The organism is Streptomyces sp. R44 (assembly GCF_041053105.1).
Lineage (GTDB): Bacteria > Actinomycetota > Actinomycetes > Streptomycetales > Streptomycetaceae > Streptomyces.
Window position 1 is genome coordinate 1,091,331 of record NZ_CP163444.1, and the last position, 23,876, is coordinate 1,115,206.

Sequence of the window (23,876 nt, forward strand, 5' to 3'; positions counted from 1 at the left end):
CTCGCTCTCATTCCCGGGCCGCCCCGGGCCCGCCCGGTGTCCAGACGTCCAGCGTCCCGTCCCCGTACAGGGCGCGCACGGCCCGCTTGTCGTACTTGCCGACGCTGGTCTTGGGTACGGCGTCCACGAAGGACCACCGCTCCGGGATCCACCAGCGTGCCACCCGCCCGGCCAGGAACTCCCGCAGCTCGTCCCCGTCGACCCCGGCTCCGGGCACCAACGAGACGCAGGCCAGCGGGCGTTCCTCCCAGCGGGGGTCGGGCACGCCGACCACGACGGCCTCCAGGACGGCGGGGTGCTCGATGATCGCGTTCTCGAGCTCGATGGTGGAGATCCACTCGCCGCCGCTCTTGATGCCGTCCTTGAGCCGGTCGCTGACCACGACCCAGCCGCCCGGTTCGATCACGCCCAGGTCGCCGGTGCGGAGCCAGCCGTCGTGGAACTTCTCCGGGGAGTCCTCGGTGTGGAGGTACGAGCCGGTGACCCACGGTCCGCGGAGTTCGAGTTCGCCCACCGAGGTGCCGTCCCAGGGCTGTTCGCTGCCGTCCTCCGCGATCAGGCGCACCTCGACGAAGGGCATCACGCGGCCGCTCTTGGCCAGCCAGTCGACCTCGTCCTCGTCGGGGGTGTCGTGCGGGGGGACGGCGAAGGTGGCGAGGGGGCTGGTCTCGGTCAGTCCCCAGCCCTGCTTGAGGCGGACCCCGTAGCGGTCCTTGAGCGTTTTGAGCAGGGCGCGCGGCGGGGTCGCGCCGCCGCAGCCGGCGAGCCGTACGGCGCTCAGGTCCAGCGGGTGCTGTTCGCCGTGGTGGACCAGGCCGTTCCAGATCGTGCAGATCGCGGCGACCGCGGTGGGCCGCTCCTCGTTGATGATCCGGGCGAGGTCGGGGGTGTGCAGCTGCCGGCCGTTCATGATCAGGTCGGAGCCGGCCAGCCAGGCGGCGTACGGCCAGCCCCAGGCGTTGGCGTGGAACATGGGGACGATCGGCAGGACGCGGTCGCCGTCGTGCATCGCGAATCCGGCGCCGGCGGAGACGCCGAGCGTGTGCAGGGTGATCGAGCGGTGGCTGTAGGCGACGCCCTTGGGGTCGCCGGTGGTGCCGGTCGTGTAGCAGAGCGCCGCCGCTTCCCGTTCGTCCAGGTCGGGCCAGTCGAATCCGGGGCGTTCGGCCGCGAGGAGCTCGTCCCAGCGGTGGACGGCGATGTGCGCGGGGAGGTCCGGGTCCGGTGCGTCGCCGATGACGACGACGTGCCGTACGCCGCCCAGCCGGTCGCGCAGGGGTCCGAGCATGTCCAGGAGGGTCGCGTCGGCGAGGATGACGGCGTCCTCGGCGTGCTCGACGATGTAGCCCAACTGGTCGGGGTGCAGGCGGAGGTTGAGGGTGTGGAGCACCGCGCCCATGCTGGGAACGGCGAGGTAGGCGACGAGGTGTTCGGGCGTGTTCCAGGCCAGTGTGGCGACCCTTTCGCCGCGTTGCACGCCGAGCCGGGCGAGTGCGGCGGCGAGCTGCTCGGCCTGGCGGGCTATGTCGGCGAAGGACTGTAAGGAGCGTGCGGTCGGCCCGTCGGAACATCGGACCACCCGGCTCTCCCCGTACACGCGCTGCCCGTGCGCGAGGATGTCGCGGACCAGCAGTTCGCGGTCCTGCATCGTGCTCTTCATGGTGTGCGGCCCCTTGGAAGTGCGCGGTGAACAGGACGGGATCAGCCCAGGTACTGGATCTCTCCCAGCAGGGAGCTGCTGACGTGCTCGTGGTCCAGGAGGTTGACGCGGGCGTTCATCTTGCCGCTGCCGGCCGCGAACTCGTAGTTGCCCGAGCCGCCGATGATCTTGAAGGTGCCGGTGGGGTAGACCATGGTGTCCGAGGTCAGCGGGGCGGTGAGCGCGTAGCTGATGTTGAGCCGGTCACCGTTGGGCTGGGTCATCGTCGCCGTCCCCTTGATGTCGTACTTGCCGGGGATGGTCGCGGTGCACACGACTTCCTTCTGGGCCCAGGTGGCGGTGGTGACCGGTCTGCCGGTGGAGGTCCCCGTCCCGGTGACGTTGTAGCCGTTGCAGCCCACGGTGTCGGGATGCGGGGTGGCGACCACCGCGAAGTTGCTGGTGATCTCGACGGTGGGAAGGTACGTCCCGGCGACGATCGCCGAGGGGCCGGTCCCGGCGGCGACGGTGACGCCGGTCGTTCCGCCGGTGATCAGCAGCGCTCCGGCGACGACACCCGCGATGCGCGCGGACCAGTGACGGGCAACTGTTGCCATGTTCTCCCCCGAATGCGTCAGCTCAAGCCCAACTACCCTTTGCAGAAGGGCTGTTGGGCACAGCTTCCCCGATCGGGCACCCCTCCGTCGAGACGTTCGACACGCGCGTCGTGGACAGAAGGGCGGGGCCGGCTCCGACGGTGTCGAAGCCGGCCCCGAGGGCGCCGCACGCGCCCTTTCGCTCGTGGGATCAGATCTGCCAGCGGAAGCCCATGGAGCCGTCCAGGGCAGCGGTGACGTGGGCCTTGTCGAGCAGGTTGACCGTGGCGTTCATCTTGCCGCCGCCGACCGCCTCGTCGAAGCTGCCGTCGCCACCGGTGATGGTGAACGTGCCGGACGGGTAGACCATGTTGCTCGAGGTCACCGGCGCGCTGAGGTGGTAGGTGAAGTAGAGGTGCGAGCCGTCGGTCTGGGTGACCGTCACCTTGCCGTTGATGTCCCACTGGCCGGGAACGGTCGCGGTGCACGCGTCCTCGGTCTGGGACCAGGTGCCGGTGCCGGCGATCCGGTTTCCGGTGACGGTCCCCGATCCGACCACCTTGTAGCCGTTACAGCCGACGGTGTCGGGGTGCGTGCTCGTGGTCACCCCATAGTTGGCCGTACCGGTGAACGCGGTGGCCCCCGGAGGCGGCGTCGTGGCCGCGTTCGAGACGCCGGTCGTGGCGCCGACGATCAGTGCCGCTCCGGCCAGCGCGCCCGCTATGCGCGCCGACCGACGAAGAGCAAGTGTTGCCATGATTCCCCCCGCAAATGTCAGTTCTCGTCGAACTGGGCCCACTTGAAGGCCCGTTGACGATCAGTTTCCATGATCGGGGGCCCTTCCGTCGAGCCATTCAGGCCAGTGGTTCCGGAATCCGGTCACTCAACTCCTTCATACGGACAGCCGGCATGGCGCGAACGTTCGTTCCAGTCCATGCGGCGACCGTAGACGGTGCCGCCGGTGATCGGCCACCCCGCCACGCCCGGCTTCATCTGCGCACCGCTCTGGGCGAGTTGACCGGCACGGCTCCTGTTGGCAGAGTGGACAACAAGATATTGTCCACTCTGCCAACAGGGAGCGGCCATGCCCGCCGCACGACGCCGGCGCACCCCGGACCAGGCGCGCGCCGAGATCCTGGACGCCGCCACCGAGCTCATCGCACGGCACGGACCCGACGGTGTGGGGCTGCGCCGGGTCGCGGAGGCGGCCGGGGTCACGCACGGGCTCGTCACCCACTACTTCGGGACCTACCGGGCGCTCGTGAGGGCCGTCCTGGAGCGCGAGAACGAGCGCAAGCGGGAGCTCGTACGGGAACGGATGCGGGCCGACGGCAGCGTGCCGTACGCGGCCGGCATGACCGAGGTGCTCTTCGAGATCCTCGCCGACGAGCGGTACGTCCGGCTGTGGACGTGGTCCCAGCTCCACGGCTGGGACGGCGAGCCCGCCCCGGACTCCCCCACGAACCTCTCCCGCCTGGTCGACGCGATCGAGGACGGCGTCCGCTCGGTGCTCCCCCCGCCCGAGGGTCCCGACCGGGCGCGGATCGAGAGGGTCGTCCTGCTCGCCATGTCCGGCGCGTACGGCTACGCCCTCGGCCGGCGCTACTGGCTCGCCGACCTCGGCCACGACCCCGACGAGCCGGGGCACGACGCCGCCTATCGCACCGCACTCTCTTCCGTCCTCGCCGCCCATCTCGGAGGGTCGACATGAACCGGAACGACCTGGACATCCTCGCCTCGGACCGCGAGCGCCTCGACGCCGAGGAGCGACTGCGGGCCGCCGTCGAGAACGGCAGGCTGCCGCTCGCGGATCTCACGACCCGGCTCGACGAGGTGCACGCCTCCCGCACCCGGGGCGACCTGGAGCAGGCCTGCCACGGCCTGCCGCGGCCGGGCCCGCGGGACGCGCTCGTGGTGGACCGGCCACCGACCTCCCGCGGCTTCGTCGCGGGCGTCTTCGGCGGCTTCCAGCGCAAGGGCGCCTGGGTCGTACCGCCCCGGATGACGCTCTGGTCGATGTGGGGCGGCGGCGAGATCGACCTCTCCGAGGCGCGCTTCAGCAGCCAGGACACCGAGATCCGCGCCGTCGCCCTGTGGGGCGGCACGAAGATCGTGGTCCCGGAGGACATCGAGGTCGAGGTGCGGGGGCTCGGGCTCTTCGGCGTCTTCGACAAGCGCGCCGCACGCCGCATCGGCACGCCGGGCACACCCCGGGTGGTCATCAAGGGCCTGGCCCTCTTCGGCGCCGTCGTCACCCGCACCAAGAAGTAGCCGGGGGTCACGGCGGGATCGCCTCGATCGCGGCCCTCACGTGCCGGAGAACCTCCGGGAGTTGCCCCACGGGCGGCGTGGCCAGCGCCAGCCGCAGTGCCTGCGGGCGGTGGGGCCCGGTGGCGAAGGCGTCCGCGGTGGACACGAGGATCCCCGCCCCCGCGAGCACGGCCGCGACGTGGTCGGGGCGCTGGTGGGGCTCCAGGCCGAGCCACACCGTGTACGCGCTCGGGTGCGCGGTGACGTCCATGCCGTCGAGCGCGGCACGGGCGATGCCCTGGCGGACGGCCGCGTCCTCGCGGCGGTCGCACTCCAGGCGCGTCACCGTGCCGTCGGAGAGCCAGCCGGTGGCGAGCGCGGTGACGAGCCCCGGGGCTCCCCAGGCCGCCGCGCGCAGGCTCCGGGTGACCCGTTCCACGTGCGGAGCGGGCAGGACGGCGAAGCCGAACTGCAGGCCGGATGCCACGTTCTTCGACAGACCGGCGACGTAACAGGTGCGTTCGGGCGCGAGGGCCTGGACCGGCGGGGGCGGCGACGCGTCGAGGAACGCGTAGGTGCCGTCCTCGACGATCAGGCAGTCCCGCGACCGGGCGACGGCGACGAGCCGGTCGCGCTGCTCGCGGTCCAGGACCCAGCCGAGCGGGTTGTGCACGGTCGGCATCGTGTAGACCGCGCGGACGGGCCGGTCCCGGCACAGCCGGTCGAGGGCGTCCAGGTCCGGTCCCGTCGGCGTGACCGGGACCGGCGCCAGGTCGAGGCCGTGCGCCGAGGCGAGGAGCCTGATGCCCGGGTAGCTGAGCGCGTCGACGGCGAGGACGTCACCGGGCCGGGTGAGGGCGCGCAGGACGACGTCCAGCGCCTGTTGGGTCCCGCCCGTCAGCAGGACGTCCCGGGGCGCGGCGTCGATCCCCCGGTCGAGCAGGTACGTGGCGACGACCGCCCGGTCGCGCCGGCGTCCGCCCGGCGGATGCTGGTGGAGCAGCGCCTCGGCGTCACCCGTCGCGGCCAGCGCGCGCAGGGCCTGCCGGAGCAGGCCCGCCTGCCCGGGGGCCAGTGGCTGGTTGAACGACAGGTCCGCGGTCCGGGGCACGGGCAGCGCGCGCGAGGGTTCGAGCCCGTCGAAGCCGGACTGCTCGCGGACGAACGTCCCGCGCCCCGTCTCTCCCACGACCAGTCCCATGGCGGCGAGTTCGGCGTAGACGCGGGTGGCGGTGGCCAGCGCGATCCGCCGCTCGCGCGCGAGGGCGCGGTGCGTCGGGAGCCGGCTCCCCGCCGGGAGGGCGCCGGAGCGGATGGCGGCGGCGAACTCGTCGACGACGGCTTTGTAGGAGGGCGGTCGCATGCGGGGCACCTGCGGAGACGGGGAAGGGACAGGGGTTGTATCCAGGACAATAGATGGATCGTCCTGGACGGCGGCTCCTAGCCTCGGTGCGTCCGCACTCAGGCGAAACGGAGCATCCGGCATGACGGTCCGCACCGAGCGGGACGACCACGTCGTCACGATCACCCTCGACAGGGAACCCAAGCTCAACGCCCTCGACCATCCGACGATCGACGCCCTGCTCACCGCACTGGACCGTGTCGAGGCCGACGACCGCGTCCGGGCCGTCGTCCTGACCGGCGCCGGGCACAGGGCGTTCAGCGCCGGTGCCGACATCCCGTCCCTGGCGGGCAGCATCGCGGGCGGTCCCGAGCGGGCGCTGCGCGAGTTCGTCCGCCGGGGGCACGCGCTGACCCGGCGGATCGAGGAGTTCCCGAAGCCCGTGATCGTCGCGGTCAACGGCCTGGCGTACGGCGGTGGCTGCGAGATCACCGAGGCGGCGCCGCTCGCGATCGCCGCCGAGCACGCGACCTTCGCGAAGCCCGAGGTCTCCCTCGGCTTCCCCCCGCCCTTCGGTGGGTCCCAGCGGCTTCCGCGCCATGTCGGCCGCAAGCGCGGCCTGGAGATGATCCTGACCGGCGATCCGATCCCGGCGGTCCGGGCCGCCGAGATCGGCCTCGTCAACAGCGTCGTACCGGCCGACGAACTCCTCGGCGCCGCACACGACCTGGCCGGGCGCATCGTCCGTCACGCACCGACGGCCGTGGCGGCCTGCCTGCGCGCGGTCACCCGCGGCATCAACCTGTCGATCGACGAGGGCCTCGCCGTCGAGGCGGCCTGCTTCGCCGCCACCGTGCCCACGGACGGCGTACGGGACGGACTGCGGCGGTTCCTCGAACGGTGACGGCCGCTCAGCGCACCCCCTCCCAGAGTTGCCGTTCCCCCGCCCGCGGGTCGGCGACGGGGACGGGCCCGGGTGCGGCGCCGAAGGTCATCGTCGTACGGTCCACCTTGTCGTACGCCTTCCAGCCCGGACTGCCCGTCTTCGCGAAGCGGACCCAGGCCCCGTGCATCGCGTCCGCGAGGGCCTGGGGCGGGTCGGCGCCCAGCAGGGGCGCGTACGAGGGGTCGTGGAGGCGGTCGAAGACGAAGGGCAGTTCCAGGGCGTGGCAGGCGCCGAGGGCGCCGTCGAACTGCGGGGACCGCCAGGCGAATTCGTAGAGGTACGAGCCGGGCACGGACTCGGCGAGGCGGACGGCGGGGATCCGGTAGAACCAGTCCGTCGCCACCGCGTCGAGGAGCTCGCCCGGCGTGGCGTCCGGGCGGCCGGCCCGGTAGACGGGCAGGGCCTCGGCCGGGTCGAGGCCGTAGGCCGCGGTCATCGCACGGAGCCTGGGCTCGGGGAAGACGTGGAGGCGCTCCGTGGGGACCAGGAACAGGCGGTACTCCTCGCGGTTGCTGCCGATGAGGAGGTCGACCTCGCAGTCCGCGCCGGGGAGCGCGAGCCCGTCCCGCACCGGCTCGAAGGGCATCATGTCGAGGACGGCCTCGCCCCATCGCGCCGGATCCGGGTCGGCGGCCACGTCCGTACGCAACTCCGCCTGGGCCGCGAGGAGTTCGTGCCGGGGCACGGACGCGAAGGCCTCGGGGGTCGCGTCCTCGATCCCCAGTCTCTCCGCCAGGCGGGCCGCGATCAGTGCGGCCGACGACGGGCGCAGGAAGTGGTGGCAGGCGCCGCTCTGCAGGATCGCCCGGTGGAAGAGACCCCGGGCCGCTTCGGTGGTCAGGAGGGCGCCGATGCTCATCGCGCCCGCCGACTCGCCGAAGACGGTCACCCGGTCCGGATCGCCGCCGAAGGAGGCGATGTTGTCGCGGACCCAGCGGAGTGCGGCGATCTGGTCGAGCAGGCCCCGGTTGTCGGGGCGGCCCGGAAGGCGCAGGAAGCCGTCCGCGCCCAGGCGGTAGTTGGGCGTGACGCAGACGACGCCGTCGCGGGCGAAGGCGCTTCCGTCGTATCCGGACGCCGAGCCGGAGCCGTTGGTGAACGCCCCGCCGTGCAGCCAGACCATCACGGGGAGGCCGGCGCCCGGCTCCGGGGCCGGGGTCCGGACGCCGAGGTTCAGACAGTCCTCACCCGGGATGTCGTCCTCCGGGATGAGGGCGTCGAAGGGCGGGGCGTAGGGGGCGTGCGGTGCCGTCGGCCCGTGGGCGGTGGCGTCGCGTACGCCCGTCCAGGGCTCCGGCGGGGCGGGCGCCCGGAAGCGTCGCGGGCCGAAGGGCGGGGCGGCGTACGGGATGCCGAGGAAGGAGGTCACCCCGTCGGGGGAGGTCCGGCCGCGGACCTCCCCCTGCCGCGTACGGCAGACCGTCATGCCGACAGGACCTCCAGGAGTGCCGTGCCGAACTCCTCGGGGCGTTCGAGGTGGACGGCGTGCCCGGCGTCGGCCACGGCGACCTCCCGCACGCTCCCGCCGGCGGCGGCGTACCGGTCCAGGACGTGACGCGTCTGGGCCAGCATCGGCTGCGCCGGGATGCCCTCCCAGCCGGGCACCACGCCGATGGCGCCCAGGTGTGCCAGGTCGAACAGGGAGGTGTCGGAGACGATGATGTCGTCCTCGCCCCGGATCCACAGGACCGGCGGCTTGGGGTCGACGAGGTGCAGGTCGTCGACGCGGAAGTGGTTCGGTGCCATGCAGTTGAGGACGCCGCGCGTGCCGGGCGCGACGCCGGGCCAGGCGGTGGACGGCTTGCTGTCGCCCGGATAGTGGTCGTCGCCGAGGCGGGTCGCGAGCATGGACTCGACGTACGCGTCCTCGTGCTCGGTCTCGAACGGCGGCTTGACGTAGCAGGTCGTCAGGACGGTGCGCGGCGAGGCCTGGGAGTCCTGGCCGCGGTCGCCCTCGGCGAGCAGCCGGACGAACTCCGGGTTGGCCGTGCCGCCGCCCGATCCGGCCCCGTCCGGGGAGTTGAGGGTGCCGTCCGCTCCGTGCGTGCCGCCGAAGCCGTACGGGGAGACCGGACTGACCAGGGTGACGGAGCGCACCGCGGCCGGGTGGTCGCGCAGGAACTGCATGACCACCCCGCCGCCCATGGACCAGCCGACCAGGTGGGCCCGTTCGATGCCGAGGGCCGTGAGCAGCTCGGCGAGGTCGTCGGCGTAGTCCCGCAGGCCGCGCGTGGCGTCGACGGGCAGCGGGTCGGTGCCGCCGAAGCCGCGCAGGTCGACGGCGAGGGGACGGTACCGGTCGGGCAGCGTGGTGAGCGTGGAGTGCCAGAACGCGGAGGAGGAGACGTTGCCGTGGACGAAGACGACGGCTTCGCCCTCGGTCCTGGCCTCGGTGATCTGCTGGGTCAGCCGGCCGGTGGTGACACGGCGGGTGTGGAGCGGGGTCATGGCGTCGAGGTCCTTGTCACGTGTGGATCAGTCGCGGTGGATCGGTCGCGGGTGGATCAGCCGCGTGCGCATCGGTCGCGGGTGAAGCAGTCGCGGGTGGATCAGGAGAGCCAGGTGGCGACCTGGGCGGCGGCGGTGCTGTGCCAGCCCAGTTCGAGGTGGTTGGCCGAGGCGATGGTGGCCTTGCCGCCGACGGTGGGGATGCCGGTGCTGTCGAGGGCGCTGGAGACGAAGACGACGCCGTCGCTGGGGCCGCGGTTCTCGTTGAAGATGCCGACGATGTCGGCGGAGCCGCCGGCCAGGAGGTAGGTGGTGACGGAGGCGGGCACGCCGGCGCTGCGCAGCGGGGCGATCAGCGATCCGGCGTCGATGGCCGCCTGGATGCCGGTGCCGGCGGTGTAGAAGCCCTGGCCGCCGTAGTAGGTCGTGTACCAGTCCTGGGCAGCGCCGTCGACTCCGTACACCCCGTCCCAGCGGGCCAGCATCTGGCGCTGCCCGGGGTAGTTGTCCTGGCCGCCGGACGGGGTCATCGAGAACTCGGGGTGTGAGGTGTAGAGGCCGTAGCAGGTCATGTGGGAGTGCGGGGAGGGTGCGTTGACCTTGCCTCCGCACTCCGGCCAGATGGAGAAGTCGTGGGCCCAGCCGTGGGCGTACGGGTAGTCGTAGCCGCCGTTCGGGCCGCCGAGGGTGATCAGGCGGCGGACGTCACCGGCGTACGCCCGTCCCCAGGCGGGCTTCAGGGAGGACACGTACGCGCGGGTCGACATCTGGCCCTTGCTCCAGCCGACCAGGTCCACCGAGGTGACGCCCAGTTTCGCCTTGATGACGGCGATCGCGTCGCCGACGATCTGCGCCTGCATCAGGTTGTCGCCCTGCTTGTGCGCGAAGCCGACGGCGAAGACGCGGTGGCCCCGCTCGGCGAGGTACTGCATGAGGCCGGTGGAGGGGCAGGAGGCCGCGCCGCAGCCGTAGCCGCCCGATTCGCCGGGGTTGGCCCAGGCCCGGTCCGCGGTGTCGTTCGCCCCGTGCACCAGGAGGACGGGGGTGGAGCGGCTGCCGGTGTTCCAGCCGGGGGCCGAGTAGAGCAGGAACCGGCCGGAGGAAGGCCGGGAGACGCCGCCGAAGTACGTGACGCGCTTGCCGTCCTGGTCGCCGCGGCCGTCGGCCGGGAAGCCCTCGGTGCGGAAGCCGGTGGTCGTGTCGAGATAGCGCTCGACCCGTTCCCAGCCGTTGCCGACGGTCCCGGCCCCGTAGCTCGCCTCCAGGGTGAGGTACGGGGGAGGCGTCGCGCCGCTCGCGGCGGCGGGTGACGCCACCACGGCGGCCGCGACGACCCCCACCACGGCCAGGACACGGGCTGCGCGCAGCCGCCACCGGCGCCCCGGACTCCGTCTGTCGGCCATGTCGCGGCCTCCCCCACTCGTGCGCCCGTGGCGCGTCCCCCCGCTGCCCGTCCTGGCAGCGGGTCCGCCCACGGTAGGTGGGCCGACAGACCATGGGGCATGTGGTCACGCCACACAAAGCGAGCCGTCGGCATGGACGGTGACCGCAGGAGCAGGGGGCGCGGGTGCCCTACCGCAGGTAGCCGAGCACCGTCATCATCCCGGATTCCGCGTGGTAGACGTTGTGGCAGTGGATCATCCACAGGCCGGGGTTGTCGGCGTCGAAGTCGACGTCGAGCCGCTTGCCCGGCAGCACGATCGAGGTGTCCTTGCGCGCGCCGCCGTCCGCGAGCGCGTAGGTGTGGCCGTGCAGGTGCAGGGGGTGCCACATCGTCGTGCGGTTGACGAAGGACAGCCGGACCCGCTCGCCCGAGCGGACCGGGTGGCGCTGAGCGGGGTCGTACTTCTTGCCGTTGATGGCCCAGTCGTACGTCATCATCGAGCCGGTCAGCTCGAACTCGATCGTCCGGTCCGGACGCCCCGGTGCGAGCCGTACGGCCTCGGCGGCCTTCAGCTGCCCGCCGTGGACGACCTTGCCGTCGAGCTCCTTCGGGCGTGCGGAGGCGGTGGGCGCCGATCCGCCGCCGGTACGGAGGACGGCGAGGGCGGTGCGGTTCTTGCCCTCGGCGAGCGCGGTGAGCGGGAAGACCCCGTTCCCGACGGTGACGATGGCGTCGAGCCGCTCGCCCATGCCGAGCAGGAGCGCGTCGGCCTTCGCGTGCGCGACGGGGAAGCCGTCGGCGTGCGTGACCGTGAACGCGTGGTCGCCGAGGGCGACACGGAAGGCGGTGTCGCCGCCGGCGTTGATGACGCGGAGCCTGATCCGGTCGCCGGGCTTGGCCGTGAAGGTCTGCGGCTGGTCGGGCGTACGGCCGTTGACGAGGTAGTACGGGTGGCCGACGTCCCCGGCGTCCCCTCCGAGCAGCTCGCTCGTGGCGCCCATCAGCATGCGGGAGGGGCCGGCCGGCTTCGGCGACGGCGACCTCCTCGTGGTCATCGACATGCTCGACATGTCGTGGCCGGAGCCGCCGTGGTCCATGCCACCGGAGCCGGAGCCGGAGCCGCCGTGGTCCATGCCGCCCATGCCCTTGCTCAGCTCGGCGAGCACGGCGTCCGGGGTGGAGCCGTCGACGCCGTCGACCCAGTCGTCGAGGACGATCACCCACTCCTTGTCGTACGCCAGGGGCTCCTTGGGGTCCTCGACGATCAGCGGGGCGTACAGGCCGCGGTCCTGCTGGACGCCGGAGTGGGGGTGGAACCAGTACGTGCCGGGGTGGGAGACGGCGAAGCGGTGGTCGAAGGAGCCGCCCGGCCTGATGCCGCGCCCGGTGAGACCGGGGACCCCGTCCATGTCGTTGCGCAGCGCGAGTCCGTGCCAGTGAATGCTGGTGGCCTCGGGCAGATGGTTGGCGAGGGTGAGGGCGAGGGTGTCGCCCGCGGTGACCCGGATCTCCTTGCCGGGGAGGTCGTCCCCGTACGCCCAGGAGCGGACGGTCCGTCCGCCGCCGAGGTCGAGCGGGGTCTCGACGGCCGTGAGGGTGAACCTGCGCTCCGGGCCGGGGCGGCGGAGGGCCTCGGCCGCGCCGACCTCCTTGCCGTCCGGAGCGAGGTAGTCGGCGCCGGGCGACGTGCCTCCCGCGCCGGCGGAGTGGTCCATGCCGTTCATGGAGCCGGAACAGGCGGTGAGCAGACCGGTGCCGGCGGCGGCGAGGCCGGCGCCGAGGACGGTACGACGGGTGGGTCGGGACATGACGGGGGAACCTCTTGACGTGGTCGTTGCGTGAGCAGGGCGGCGTTCCGCTCGGTGCGTGGAGCGGCCGGTCCGCCTATATGCGCAACAGGGAGAGGCGGGTCAGGAGGGATCCGGGTGGCGTGGGCGGAGGGATCGCCCACAGGGCGTGGGCGATGCGCGCGGGCGGCGGTGCGCCGGCTCCGCGGCGGCGTACGAGCACGCCGCGGACGGACAGCAGGAGTCCGATCCCGGCTCCGAGCACGGCCAGGCACACGGCCGCGGCACCGGCCGCCCCGTGCGCGGGCGCGGGCTGCTTCGCATGGCCGGCGTGGGCCCCCGTGTGCTCCTCCGAGGCTGCGGACACGTGCCCGCCCGATTCGTGCGCGGCGTCCGCCCGCTCGCCGGGGTGACCGAGGACGTGCATCAGCACGATGCCGACGAGCAGCACGGCGGCGAGCACGAGACGGCTCCACCACGTCGCCGCCCTCGGGCGCCTCTTCACCTCTGACTCCACCCGGCCATCATACGGGGAGGGGGTATGCGACGGACTAGGCCGGGTCCGCCGCCTCGTCCTCGCGCGGGGCGGCCGAGGCCAGGATGCGGTCGAGCAGCGCGTCGAGGCCCTCCGTCAGCTCCTGGTAGCCGCCCTTCTCCGCCAGGGCGGGCACGGTCGCACGCAGCCGGGGAAGCTCGTGGGCCGGCATCAGGTGCAGGCCCAGGCGGAACGCCGGATCGGGCTCGTCGGGGTTGTCGACCATGGCCCGCAGGTCGCTGAAGATGTAGCCGAGCACCCAGGCGGTGACCGCCCGGTACGCGGTGACGACGCCCCGTTCGTCGAGCCCGGCGCGCTCGAGGAGGGCCAGGACCCGCTCGTGGGCCTTCAGGACCGCGAGTGGGCGGCGGGCCAGCGGGACGGCGAGGAGCCGGGTGGCGAGGAGCGGCACGACGTGCGGGTGGGCGAGGGAGACGCGGTACAGGGCGCAGGCGCCGCGCAGGAGTTCGGCGCGCCACGCGGGCAGGTCGGGCGATTGGCCGAGGGGGGCGGGCTCCTCGCGGTCGAGGTCCGCGTGCAGCTCGATGTAGAGCTGTTCGACGAGGCCGTCGAGGAGCGCGTCCTTGCTGGGTGCGTAGCGATAGAGCGCCATCGCCTCGACGTCGAGTTCGGCGGCCACCCGCCGCATGCTCAGGGCGGACAGGCCCTCGTGGTCCACGACGTCGAGGGCGGCGGCGAGCACGCGCTCACGGCTCAGCCGGCGCCGGCCGCGGCGGCGCTCCGTGCTGTGGCCGATGTCCACCTTCCGGCGGTCCGGCTGGGGGCTGCTGGCCATGGGGTGCCTCCGGCTCGACGTCGCACTGCGACTGGTACCGACTATATCCGAACGCCTTGAAGGCATATATTTACACCATAAGTGGACATTTATTGACAGGCATGACAAGGCGGCGCAATATGTATGTTTAACGCGTAGACGTACGGCGACAGCGCGTCTGCCCCGTCCTCCGCTGGAGGCCGCTGACATGGACGGCAACCGCATCACCCGCACCGAGTGCTCCGAGCTGAACGACCCGCAGCCACGCTCCCGGCCCCGGCTGACCCTGGTCATCCCGACGCGCAACGAGCGCGAATCCGTCCCGCTGCTGCTGAGTGCCCTGGAACCCGCCTTCGACGGGCTGCCCGTCGAGATCCTCTTCGTCGACGACAGCGACGACGACACCCCGGCAACGGCCGCGCGGCACGCCCCGGCCTGCCGGCTACCGGTCCGCATGCTCCACCGGGAGAGCGGCGCCCGGGAGGGCGGCCTGGCGGGTGCCGTCCTCGCGGGCGCACGCCACGCCCGGGGCGCGTGGGCCCTCGTCATGGACGCCGACCTCCAGCACCCGCCCCAGGCCGCCGCCGCCCTCGCCCGCACCGCCCTCGGACACGGCGTCGACATCGTGGTCGGCACCCGCTACGCAGGGTCCGGATCGACCGGGGACGGACTCGACGGCCCGACCCGGCGGCTCGTCTCCCGCGGCAGCACCGTGCTCGCCAAGACGGTCTTCCCGCACCGTCTCGCCGGCGTCAGCGACCCCATGAGCGGGCTCTTCGCCTTCCGCACCGCCGCGATCGACCTGGACCGGCTCAGCCCCCTCGGCTTCAAGGTGCTCCTCGAACTGCTCGTCAGGCACCCGGGCGCCCGCGTGGCCGAGGTCTCCTACCGGTTCGCGCCCCGCGCGGCCGGCACGTCCAAGGCCTCGCTGCGCGAAGGGCTGCGGTTCCTCCGTCACCTGGCCCGGCTGCGCCGGCCCGAGCCCGGCGGAAGTCGCGGCGGCGGCCGGCAGGCCGCACCCGACCGCCCCGGCCTCGGCACCACCGCCCGGTTCTTCGCCTTCGGACTCGTCGGCCTCAGCGGCATCGCCGTCAATACCGCCGCCCTCTGGTTCTTCCACACCGTCGTGGGACTCCATCAGCTCCTCGGCGCCACGCTCGCCACCCAGGTGTCCTCCCTGTGGAACTGGGCCCTCCTGGAGACGCTCGTCTACCGCGGCGGCCAGGGCGGCGGCAGGCGCGCGGCCCTCGTCCGCGGCATCGCCTTCCTCGCCCTGAACAACCTGCTGCTGCTCGGCCGCCTGCCCCTCCTCCAGGCGCTCGTCCTCGCCGGGGTCGGACTGCTCACCGCCAACGTCATCAGCCTCGTCGTGCTCTTCGTGGTCCGGTTCCTCTTCAGCGACCTGCTCATCTACCGCGGCCGCCGCGACGACGGAGCCCGCCGCGACCCCGTGCGCGTCCTCGTGGCCCCCGGCGCCACCCTCCCCGGAGCCCCGGAACCCAGCGCCACCACCACGGCGCCCGAGGCCCCCGAGGCCGCCCCGGCCCACCCCAAGCGCCCCCGGTACCTGACCTACCGCTACGACATCGCCGGCACCGTCACCATCGGCTCCCAGATACGCCTGCCCGAGCTGGAGTTCTTCCGCGCCCAGTGGGTACCGCCCGACTCCTGCGACATCACCGTCCGCGTCGGCGACGTGGGCCGCCGGTTCCCGCGCCACCGCGCGGTCATGACCGAGATCCCCGGCCGCGGCGCACCGCAGCCCACCACCGTGCAGTACGAGGAGCAGCTCGGCCGCCTCGGCGCCAACTTCCGCGTCGACATAGGCACCCCCATCGACGTCGTCGTCAGCCCGCTCCTCGCCCGCTCCCCGCACGTCGTCTACACCAACGTCCTGGAGGCGCTGCTGCGCTTCGTGCTCGTCTCCCGCGGCCGGATGCTGCTGCACTCCGCGTGCGTCGAGCTCGGCGGCACCGGCGTGATGCTCTCCGCGCTCACCGACACCGGCAAGACGTCCACGGTGCTGCGGCTGCTGAGCGAGCACGACGGGCGGTTCCTGTCCGACGACATGACCGTCGTCGACGCCGGCGGCAACGCCCTGTGCTTCCCCAAGCCGCTCACCATCAGCGCGCACACCCTGCACGCCGTGCGCTCGGACGACCTGACCCCCCGCGAGTGGCACCGGCTGCAGCGGCAGAGCCGCCTGCACTCCAAGGAAGGCCGCTCCTTCGCCTTCACCCTCGCCCGCCACAACCTCCCCATCATGGGCATCAACGCGGTCACCCAGATCGTCGTCCCGCCGCCGAAGTACGCCGTCGACCGGCTCGTGGACTGCCGGCTGAGCAGCGCGGTCAAGGTGACCGAACTGTTCGTCATCGAGCGCGGCGAGCCCCGCCTGAGCGAGCTCGGCCACGAGGAGACCGTCAGCCGGCTGCTCGTCAACACCGAGGACGCGTACGGATTCCCGCCCTTCCGGTACTTCGCCCCCGCCATCATCGTCGACGGGCTCGACCACGCCCGGCTGCGCAGCCGCGAGCGGGACGTCCTGTCCGGCTTCCTCTCCGGCGTCCGGACCCGCGTGCTGGCCTCCGACCGCTTCGGGTGGGCCGACGAGATACCCCGGCTCCTCGCCGTCGACCGGCCGTCGGTCAACGGCCGCCGGGTCCCCGGGGCCGAGGAGAGTCCGTGGCCGCACTGGGAGCCGGAGACACCCGGGGGCGCGGCACCGCAGCCCGTGCGCTCCGGCCTCGGGCCCCTCTCCACCGCCGTGCCGACCGACCCCCGCTCCTCCCGTACGAACGACCCCGGTGGGAGGACGCCATGAGCCGTCCCACGTACTCCCCCGCCGACACCGACGCGCGGACCACCACCCCCGGCCCCGAGGCCCACCGCAGCGTCCGCCCGCGCCGGCGCCCCACCGCCGACCGGATGGTCCGCACCGTCCTCCCGCTCACCGCCATCCTCGCCCTGGCCGCCTTCCTGCGGTTCTGGCAGCTCACCCAGATCGGCTTCAACAGCGACGAGGCCGTCTACACCGGCACCGCAGCCTCCCTGGCCGGCGACCCGGCCATGCAGCCGGTGTTCCCCGTCTTCCGCGCCCACCCCGTGCTGTTCACCGGCTTCCTGTCGCTCTTCCTGCGCGGCGGCACCGACGAGTTCACGGCCCGCGCGGTCGCCGCCGTCGTCGGCGTCGTGACCGTCGGCGTCACCTATCTCCTGGCCCGCAGGCTGTACGGCCGGGGCGCGGGGCTCGCCGCCGCGCTGCTGCTCGCCGTCATGCCGTACCACGTCGTGGTGACCCGTCAGGTGCTGCTCGACGGGCTGATGACGCTGTGCGCGACGGTGGCGCTCTACTGCGTCGTACGGTACGTGCAGGCCGACCGCGACGGGCTGCCCTGGCTGCTCGGCGCCGCGGGGGCGCTCGGGGCCGCCGCGCTCTCCAAGGAGACGGCGCTCGTGCTCGTCTGCGGCCTGTACGTGTTCTTCGTCCTCAGCCGCTCGGTGAAGATTCGCTGGCGGCACGCCGTACTCGCCACCGGCCTCCTCGCCCTCGTCGTCGTCGCCTTCCCGCTCGCGATGTGGATCTCGGGCCGCACCGCCACCGGCCAGCACTACCTGCAGTGGCAGCTGTTCCGGCGGGCCAACCACCCGATGGGCTTCTACGCCACCACGGTGCCGCAGGTCCTCGGCTGGGCCGTCCTCGCGGCCGCCGTCATCGGCCTCGTCTGGCTGCGCCGCCGCAACGGCTGGCGCGAGGCTCTGCTGCTGTGCTGGATCGCCGCGCCCGTGCTGTTCTTCACCCTGTGGCCCGTCAAGGGCTTCCCGTACCTGCTGCCGATCGCGCCGCCGCTCGCCGTGCTCGCCGGCCGCACCCTGGGCGCCCTGGCCGGGCTCAAGCCGCGCGTCGGCCGGCTGCGGGTGTCGCCCCGCCGGCTGTCCGCCGCCGGCGCCGTCCTCGTCGCGCTCGCCGTCGCGCTCTCCCTCGCCCTCCCCGCGGCCGGCCGGATCACCGCCACCCCGACCGGCTCGTTCCTCGCCGGTTCCGGCGGCCTCGCCGGCGGCCGAGAGGCCGGCCAGTGGGTGCGCGACCACGTGCCCGGCGGGGCACGGCTCCTCGCCGGCGGCCCCTCCGTCGCGAACGTGCTCCAGTTCTACGGAGGCAAACCCGTCTCGGCCCTCTCGGTGAGCGTCAACCGGCTCTACCGCAACCCCTCGTACACGCCGGTGCCCAACCCCGACCGCGCACTGCGCGACGGCGAGTTCCAGTACGTCGTCTGGGACTCCTACACCGCCCGGCGCGCCCCCTTCTACGGCGAGAAGATCCGGCAGCTGGTCGACAAGTACCACGGCAGGGCCGTCTACACCTCCCCCGTGCGGGTTCCCGCGTCCTCCGCCGACCCGACGCCCACTCCGGTCATCGTCATCTACCAGGTGCGTGTGCCATGAAGCCGCTGACCGTCCGTCTGCTGACAGCGCTGGCCGGCGCGGCACTGCTGCTCGGCCCCACCACGGCGGCGACCGCGACCGGTGCCGAACCCGGCCCCGACCCGGGCCGCGGCGCCGCCGCCGAACACCGCGCGACCACCCCCGTGCAGCACTTCATCTACGTGATGCAGGGCCCCCGGACCTTCGACAACTACTTCGGCACCTACCCCGGAGCCGACGGCATTCCCGCCGACGCCTGCCAGCCGCGCACCGTCGGCGGCCCCGCCTCCGACTGCGTGCGGCCCTACGCCCTGCACGCCAAGGCCCCCGCCCCGCTCGCCCCGAGCCGCAGCATCATCGCCCAGCAGATCAACGGCGGGCGCATGGACGGCTTCGTGTCCGCGTACACCCGGCAGGGCCGGGACGGCACGACCGTCATGGGCCACTACGACGCCCGTGACGTGCCGTTCGACTGGGCCGCCGCCGACCGCTACGTGCTCTTCGACAAGTTCTTCGCCTCCGTGCCCTACGGCACCGCCACCGAACGCTCCTACTGGGTCTCGGGAGCCGCCCCTTCGGCGGGCGGCCGCACCACCATCTTCGACCGGCTCCAGCAGGCCGGGGTCAGCTGGAAGTTCTACGTCGAGGACTACCGGCCCGGCGAGAACTACCACGCACCCGGCGCCACCCAGCCGGTACGCGCCCCGCTGCTCGGCTACGCCCGCTTCGTCGACGACCCCGCCCTCGCCTCCCACATCGTGGACCTGGACCAGTACTACCGCGACCTCGACAACGGCACCCTGCCGTCGGTGGCCTACATCGCCAGCTCCGGCTCCTCCGAGCGCTCCGCGCGGGCCATCCCGCCCGGCCAGAAGCTGATCCGCTCGCTGGCCACCCAGCTCGCCCTCAGCCCCTACTGGGACAGCTCGGCGCTGCTGTGGAGCCACGACGGCTCCGGCGGCTGGTACGACCACGTGGCCCCGCCCGCCGCCGCCGACGGCCCGCGCGGCCTGCGCGTCCCGGCCCTCCTGATCAGCGCCTACGCACCTGCCGGGCACATCGACCACCGAGTCCTCGACTCCTCGTCGGCGCTGCGCTTCATCGAGGACAACTGGAACCTGGCACCCCTCGGCGGACGGGACACCACCGCCGCGAGCCTCGCGGCCGCCTTCGACTTCTCTGCCGCGCCACGACCCCCCGAGGTGCTCGCCGTCCCCTCCGCGCGGCCCGTCGTCCGGCCGGTGAACGCCACCGTCGTGTACGCGGTCTACGGCGGCGTCCTCGGCACGGCCGCACTGCTGGTCGCGGGCACCGTCCTGCTCACCGCCCGCAGACGCTCCACGGCCCCCGCGGCCCCGGCCGACCGGCCGGCGTCCGGCCCGTCGGCTCCGCGCGGCGAGTCCGCTCCGTCCGGCCCGTCCGCTCCGTCCGGCCCGTCCGCTCCGTCCGCACCGTCGGCTCCCTCCGACCCCTCGGCGCAGTCCCGTGCGCCGGAAAGGAGCCGGCCGTGAACCGCCGTACCGCACGCCGCCACGCGGCCGCGCTCCTCGCCCTGCTGACGGCACTGCTCCTCGGCTTCGCCGGGCCGGCCGCCGCCGCCCACCCCGCCGTCGCCGCCACCGGCACCGGCACGCACCGAGCCGACCCGAACGTCACCGTCACCATCCGCACGGTCCCGGCGGTGCCCGGCGTCCGGCTGGTCTTCGGCGGCCAGTCCCTCGTCACGGGCTCCGACGGCACCGCCACGTACACCGGCGCCCGGACCGCGGACCGCCAGTCGCTGCGCCTGCTCGACACCTCCGTCGACACCCCGGACGCCCACTACCGCTTCACCCGCTGGGCGGGACAGCGCGACCCGCAACAGGCGTTCAGGAGCCACGTCGACGGGCTGCCGCTGCGCGCCGACTACACCATCACGGCCGGCTTCACCGTGCAGTACCCGGTGACCGTCGCCTTCACCGACCAGCACGGCGCGCCCCTGGACCCGTCCCTGGTATCGGCGGTGCAGGTCAGGAGCTCCGACGCGCGCATCACCGATCTGTCCGTGTCCGGGACCACCTGGCTGGACGGCGTCGTGCCCGTCTTCCGCAACAGCGGCCTGACGCCCGTTCCGCTCGACTACACCCTGCGGAGCCTCGTCTACGACGGCGTCCAGCTCGCCGGCGCCGGACGGCAGGGCTTCCGGCCCGGCCCCGACCGGCACCTGACGTTCACCGGCGCCTTCCACGACCTGACGGTCACCGCCCACGACGCGCTGTTCGGCTCCGCGACGGGCGACAAGGCCACCGTCACCGACCCCGCAGGGCACGTCACGACCGTCTCGCTCGGACCGGACCACACCGCCGTCCTGTCGCACCTGCCGCGCGGCCGGTACACCGTCGAGGTGAAGGCCCCCGGCGGCAGCGCGAACCCGCGCGAGATCCAGCTGTCCCAGTCGGTCACGGCCGACGTGACCGTGGTCAGCCTGACCGACGTCCTCGTCCTCGCCGGTGCCGGCCTGCTGCTCATCGGGATACCGGTCGTGATCCGGCTGAGGCGCCGGACCCGCCGCACCGCCGCGGGCCCGGCCCCCGGCAGCGGCCCCGGCACCGGCAGTGGCACCGGCAGCGGCGTCGGCAGCGGCAGCGGCGTCGGGCGGGGCGCCGGCGGCCCGCGTGAGCCCGTACCGGCGGAAGAGCCCGAGCAGCCGGAGGGAGCGGAGAAGGCGCCCCCCACCCCGTGCCCCGGGGCGGCGTCCCGATGATGCGGCGGCTCTGGGCCCTCCTCGCCGCACTCCTCCTGTGCTGGCCGGGCCTCAGCGCCGCATCGCCGGGCCCCCGGCCCGCCGTCGCGCCCCCGACCGGCGAGGTCTCCCGTCCGCCACTGCTCGCCTACTACTACCAGTGGTTCAGCCCCGGCTCCTGGCAGCGGGCCAAGACGGACCTGCCGCTCGCGGGCCCGTACTCGAGCGACGACACACAGGTGATCGACCGCCAGATCACCGAGGCCAGGTCCGCGGGGATCGAGGGGTTCATCGTCGGCTGGAAGCACGGCACCGTGAACGACCGGCGGCTGCGCAAGCTCGTCGAAGCCGCCGAGGCCAGGAACTTCAAGCTCGCCATGATCTACCAGAGCCTGGACTTCCACCGCCGACCGCTCCCCGTCGACCAGGTCGCCGCCGACTTCCGGTACTTCCGCGACCACTTCGCCGACAGCCCCGCCATGCTGCGCGTCGGCGGCCGCCCGCTGACCGTCTGGAGCGGGACCTGGCGCTATTCCCACGACGACGTCGCGACCGTCACCTCCGGCGTCCGCGGCGAACTGCAGGTGCTGGCCAGCGAGAAGAACGTCGACGGCTACCGGCGGATCGCCGACGTCACCGACGGCGACGCCTACTACTGGTCCTCCGCCGACCCCGAGACCACCCCCGGATACGCCGAGAAGCTCCAGGACATGGCACGGGCCGTGCACGCCGACCACAAGATCTGGCTGGCCCCCTGCTCGCCCGGCTTCGACGCGCAGCTCGTCGGCGGCACCAGGCCCGTCCCCCGCCGCGACGGTGCGACGCTGGCCGCCACGTACGCGGCCGCGCTGCGCTCCTCGCCGGACGCCATCGGGCTGATCAGCTGGAACGAGTTCTCCGAGAACACCCATGTCGAACCCTCCCGCGACCACGGCGACCGCTTCCTGCAGGTGCTGCGCGACCTCCGCGGAGCCCCCGCGGCCGCCGCGTACCAGGACAGCGGGAACAGCCCCGTCCGGCCGGTCGCCCGGCCGGACCCCTCCCGCGGCTACTGGGCGCTCGTCGGCGTGGCCGTGCCCCTGCTGCTCGTCACCCCGCTCGCGGTGCGCCGGCTGCGCGCCGCCCGGTCGTCCGGCCCCGCCCCTGGCGAGCAGCGGCGAACGGACCCCGGGCGAGCGGTCAGCAGGTCACCGGCGTCGACGTCCCCGCCGTGTTCCCGGCCAGATCGCGCGCCCTGACCTCGTAGGTGTACGAGGCCGGGCAGACGGCCGTCTTGTCGCTGAAGGTCAGCACCGTCTGCGGAACCGTGGCCAGGTACGTCCCGTCGCGGTACACGTCGTACGTCGCGAGCTGGGTGTCGTCGCCGCCCGCACCCCACGTCAGCTTCATCGTGGTGGAGGCGGTACGGGTGACCGTCAGGGGGGAAGGCGCGGACGGAGGCGTGCCGTCGGCGGAGAAGTCGTAGGACAGCGTGTCGAACGAGTTGCCGAGGGAGTCCGTCGGGGTCACCGTCAGCGTCGAGCCGAGGACCGAGACGAGCAGGAAGTGGTGGACGTTCGCGTCGGCAGCGGGGATCGGCACCGAGGAGGGGCAGCGCTTGCCCGCGTTGGCGCTGTAGGACCAGCCCAGGGCGTAGGCGTCCGTCGGGTCGCAGCCGTGGCCGCCGACCGAGCTGAGCTTGGCGCCGGCGCCGCCGGTCACATAGCTCGGCACGCCGCCGGGCGGGGCGACGTTGCGCTGGTAGATGTGCGCGTGGCCGTTGAAGACGAGGTTCACGCCGTTGTCGTGAAGCAGCTGTTCCAGGGTGTCGGTGCTGCCCGGGTTGTTCTTCAGGTACTCGTCGTCCGGCTCGGTGGGGTCGTCGGAGCGCAGCGGGAAGTGGAAGGCGGCGACCTTGACGCCGCCGGGGTGGGCGGCGAGGTCCTGCTGGAGCCACTGGTACTCGGCCGAGGAGGTCGTCCAATGGGCGGCCGCGTCGACCTGGTAGATGTCGCAGTGGTCGGTGCCCTCGCAGTTGTTCCCGTCGGCGTTGCCGACGTTGCCGTCGCTCCAGGACGTGTCGAGGACGTAGAACCGGACGCCGCCGCTGCTGAAGGCGTAGTACGTCGTCGGGTAGCTCGCCGGGGTGCTGCCGAAGAACGACGGGTAGCTGACCTGGGAGTAGACGCCGTTCGAGGCCGCCGTGACAGCGGGCTGCGGCCAGGTGGGCAGGAACGTGGTGTTGCGGCCGTGGTTGCCGTTGGTGGAGAACATCGGCAGGGTCTGGCCGGGCGCCGCGTAGTACTCGGGCGCGAAGACGCCGCTGATGTTGACGCCGGTCTGCTGGAGGTCGCCGTAGTTGGTCTGGTTGCCGCTGGGGTAGGCCACGTCGCCGGTGGACAGGGCGAAGCGGGCGCCGCTGGCGGCCAGCCGGGACATGACGTTGGCCTGGTCCTGGTTGAGGGCCCCGCTGTTGACGCCGTTGCTGGTGGTGTCGCCCCAGTCGCCGAGCACCGCGAACGTGAAGGGGGCCGGCGAGCCGTCCGGCACCATCGTGGTGAACGCGGGCGAGGAGTTGGTGCCGAGCAGGTCGATGGGGGTGGCGTCGCCGGTGAAGACCCGGTAGCAGTACGGGGTGTCGGGGCTGAGGTTCGGCACGGTCACCGAGTTGCTGTACTCGGTGACCCCGTTGACGGTCATGGTGGTGCCGAGGGTGGCGGACGTGACCGAGTTGGCCGTGCAGTTGCCGAGCGGCCCGTACTTCACGGTCTGCCGGCTGCGGGTGCTGGTCGCCCACGTCACCCGGACGGAGCCGGGTGTGAGATCCGTCAGGTAGGGGGCCCGGGTGAGGACCGGGGAGGCGCCGGGCAGGTCGGCGTGGGCGGGGGCGGTGCCGAGGGCCGCCGACAGGGCACCGAGCGCCACGGCGGCGCCGGCGAGGTGGAGGCCTCGGCGGTGGCGTCCGACGGATGCGAACACAGGCATTCACGGGTCCTTTCAGCCTCCGTCGCGGCCTGCCGGAGGCGTCGGCCAGGAGACGGTGGGGAC

19 protein-coding genes are annotated in these 23,876 nt (G+C 73.1%); 8 read left to right on the forward strand and 11 right to left on the reverse strand.

Features of this window, described 5'->3' with window-relative positions:
* Positions 1-7: 7 nt before the first annotated feature.
* The 3 genes from AB5J54_RS05090 to AB5J54_RS05100 all read right to left on the reverse strand — a co-directional run bounded on the left by AB5J54_RS05090 (position 8) and on the right by AB5J54_RS05100 (position 2,992).
* A complete protein-coding gene (locus tag AB5J54_RS05090) occupies positions 8-1,660 on the reverse strand; it encodes a long-chain fatty acid--CoA ligase (protein WP_369142682.1) in 1,653 nt (550 codons plus the stop codon).
* A gap of 41 nt (positions 1,661-1,701) precedes the next feature.
* Positions 1,702-2,256 carry a hypothetical protein gene (locus AB5J54_RS05095; RefSeq protein WP_369142683.1) on the reverse strand — a complete coding sequence of 185 codons (555 nt, stop codon included), beginning with the start codon at positions 2,254-2,256 and terminating at the stop codon, positions 1,702-1,704.
* A 190-nt stretch (positions 2,257-2,446) separates the two neighbouring features.
* Positions 2,447-2,992, reverse strand: coding sequence for a hypothetical protein (locus AB5J54_RS05100; RefSeq protein WP_369142684.1), 546 nt, complete (start codon positions 2,990-2,992; stop codon positions 2,447-2,449).
* A 327-nt stretch (positions 2,993-3,319) separates the two neighbouring features.
* On the opposite strand from AB5J54_RS05100, the gene AB5J54_RS05105 reads away from it, so the two are divergent.
* Both AB5J54_RS05105 and AB5J54_RS05110 read left to right on the forward strand, forming a co-directional pair.
* The gene (locus AB5J54_RS05105; protein WP_369142685.1) at positions 3,320-3,946 is read left to right on the forward strand and encodes a TetR/AcrR family transcriptional regulator; all 627 of its coding nucleotides are present in this window, start codon (positions 3,320-3,322) and stop codon (positions 3,944-3,946) included.
* Positions 3,943-4,506, forward strand: coding sequence for a DUF1707 domain-containing protein (locus AB5J54_RS05110; RefSeq protein ID WP_369142686.1), 564 nt, complete (start codon positions 3,943-3,945; stop codon positions 4,504-4,506). Before AB5J54_RS05105 ends, AB5J54_RS05110 begins: the two co-directional genes overlap by 4 nt.
* Positions 4,507-4,513: 7 nt before the next feature.
* Here AB5J54_RS05110 and AB5J54_RS05115 read toward each other — a convergent pair whose 3' ends face one another.
* A complete protein-coding gene (locus tag AB5J54_RS05115; RefSeq protein WP_369142687.1) occupies positions 4,514-5,848 on the reverse strand; it encodes a PLP-dependent aminotransferase family protein in 1,335 nt (444 codons plus the stop codon).
* A 121-nt stretch (positions 5,849-5,969) separates the two neighbouring features.
* On the opposite strand from AB5J54_RS05115, the gene AB5J54_RS05120 reads away from it, so the two are divergent.
* Positions 5,970-6,731, forward strand: coding sequence for a crotonase/enoyl-CoA hydratase family protein (locus tag AB5J54_RS05120; RefSeq protein WP_369142688.1), 762 nt, complete (start codon positions 5,970-5,972; stop codon positions 6,729-6,731).
* Between the two features lie 7 nt (positions 6,732-6,738).
* Here the strand turns inward: AB5J54_RS05120 and AB5J54_RS05125 are convergent, their stop codons facing one another.
* The 6 genes from AB5J54_RS05125 to AB5J54_RS05150 all read right to left on the reverse strand — a co-directional run bounded on the left by AB5J54_RS05125 (position 6,739) and on the right by AB5J54_RS05150 (position 13,723).
* On the reverse strand, positions 6,739-8,199 hold the full coding sequence (locus AB5J54_RS05125) for a carboxylesterase/lipase family protein (RefSeq protein WP_369142689.1): 1,461 nt from the start codon (positions 8,197-8,199) through the stop codon (positions 6,739-6,741).
* Positions 8,196-9,221: an alpha/beta hydrolase gene (locus tag AB5J54_RS05130; RefSeq protein ID WP_369142690.1), complete on the reverse strand. Its 1,026-nt coding sequence runs from the start codon at positions 9,219-9,221 to the stop codon at positions 8,196-8,198. The genes AB5J54_RS05125 and AB5J54_RS05130 overlap by 4 nt, the downstream gene beginning before the upstream one ends.
* A 101-nt stretch (positions 9,222-9,322) precedes the next feature.
* Entirely contained in the window at positions 9,323-10,624 is a 1,302-nt protein-coding gene (locus tag AB5J54_RS05135; protein WP_369142691.1) for an esterase/lipase family protein, read from the reverse strand.
* A gap of 169 nt (positions 10,625-10,793) precedes the next feature.
* Positions 10,794-12,413, reverse strand: a complete 1,620-nt coding sequence (locus AB5J54_RS05140; RefSeq protein WP_369142692.1) for a multicopper oxidase family protein — start codon at positions 12,411-12,413, stop codon at positions 10,794-10,796.
* Positions 12,414-12,489: 76 nt separating this feature from the next.
* Positions 12,490-12,909: a hypothetical protein gene (locus AB5J54_RS05145; protein ID WP_369142693.1), complete on the reverse strand. Its 420-nt coding sequence runs from the start codon at positions 12,907-12,909 to the stop codon at positions 12,490-12,492.
* A 34-nt stretch (positions 12,910-12,943) separates the two neighbouring features.
* Positions 12,944-13,723, reverse strand: a complete 780-nt coding sequence (locus tag AB5J54_RS05150) for a TetR/AcrR family transcriptional regulator (RefSeq protein WP_369142694.1) — start codon at positions 13,721-13,723, stop codon at positions 12,944-12,946.
* Between the two features lie 187 nt (positions 13,724-13,910).
* Here AB5J54_RS05150 and AB5J54_RS05155 point away from each other — a divergent pair, with 187 nt between their 5' ends.
* The 5 genes from AB5J54_RS05155 to AB5J54_RS05175 are packed head-to-tail and all read left to right on the forward strand — an operon-like array spanning position 13,911 to position 22,087.
* The gene (locus AB5J54_RS05155) at positions 13,911-16,526 is read left to right on the forward strand and encodes a glycosyltransferase (RefSeq protein WP_369142695.1); all 2,616 of its coding nucleotides are present in this window, start codon (positions 13,911-13,913) and stop codon (positions 16,524-16,526) included.
* Positions 16,523-18,148, forward strand: coding sequence for an ArnT family glycosyltransferase (locus tag AB5J54_RS05160; protein WP_369142696.1), 1,626 nt, complete (start codon positions 16,523-16,525; stop codon positions 18,146-18,148). The genes AB5J54_RS05155 and AB5J54_RS05160 overlap by 4 nt, the downstream gene beginning before the upstream one ends.
* On the forward strand, positions 18,145-19,638 hold the full coding sequence (locus tag AB5J54_RS05165; RefSeq protein WP_369142697.1) for an alkaline phosphatase family protein: 1,494 nt from the start codon (positions 18,145-18,147) through the stop codon (positions 19,636-19,638). Before AB5J54_RS05160 ends, AB5J54_RS05165 begins: the two co-directional genes overlap by 4 nt.
* Positions 19,635-20,870: a hypothetical protein gene (locus AB5J54_RS05170; RefSeq protein ID WP_369142698.1), complete on the forward strand. Its 1,236-nt coding sequence runs from the start codon at positions 19,635-19,637 to the stop codon at positions 20,868-20,870. The genes AB5J54_RS05165 and AB5J54_RS05170 overlap by 4 nt, the downstream gene beginning before the upstream one ends.
* The gene (locus AB5J54_RS05175; RefSeq protein WP_369142699.1) at positions 20,846-22,087 is read left to right on the forward strand and encodes an endo-1,3-alpha-glucanase family glycosylhydrolase; all 1,242 of its coding nucleotides are present in this window, start codon (positions 20,846-20,848) and stop codon (positions 22,085-22,087) included. Before AB5J54_RS05170 ends, AB5J54_RS05175 begins: the two co-directional genes overlap by 25 nt.
* Here AB5J54_RS05175 and AB5J54_RS05180 read toward each other — a convergent pair.
* A complete protein-coding gene (locus AB5J54_RS05180; RefSeq protein ID WP_369142700.1) occupies positions 22,029-23,813 on the reverse strand; it encodes a fibronectin type III domain-containing protein in 1,785 nt (594 codons plus the stop codon). The genes AB5J54_RS05175 and AB5J54_RS05180 overlap by 59 nt on opposite strands.
* Positions 23,814-23,876 lie beyond the last annotated feature (63 nt).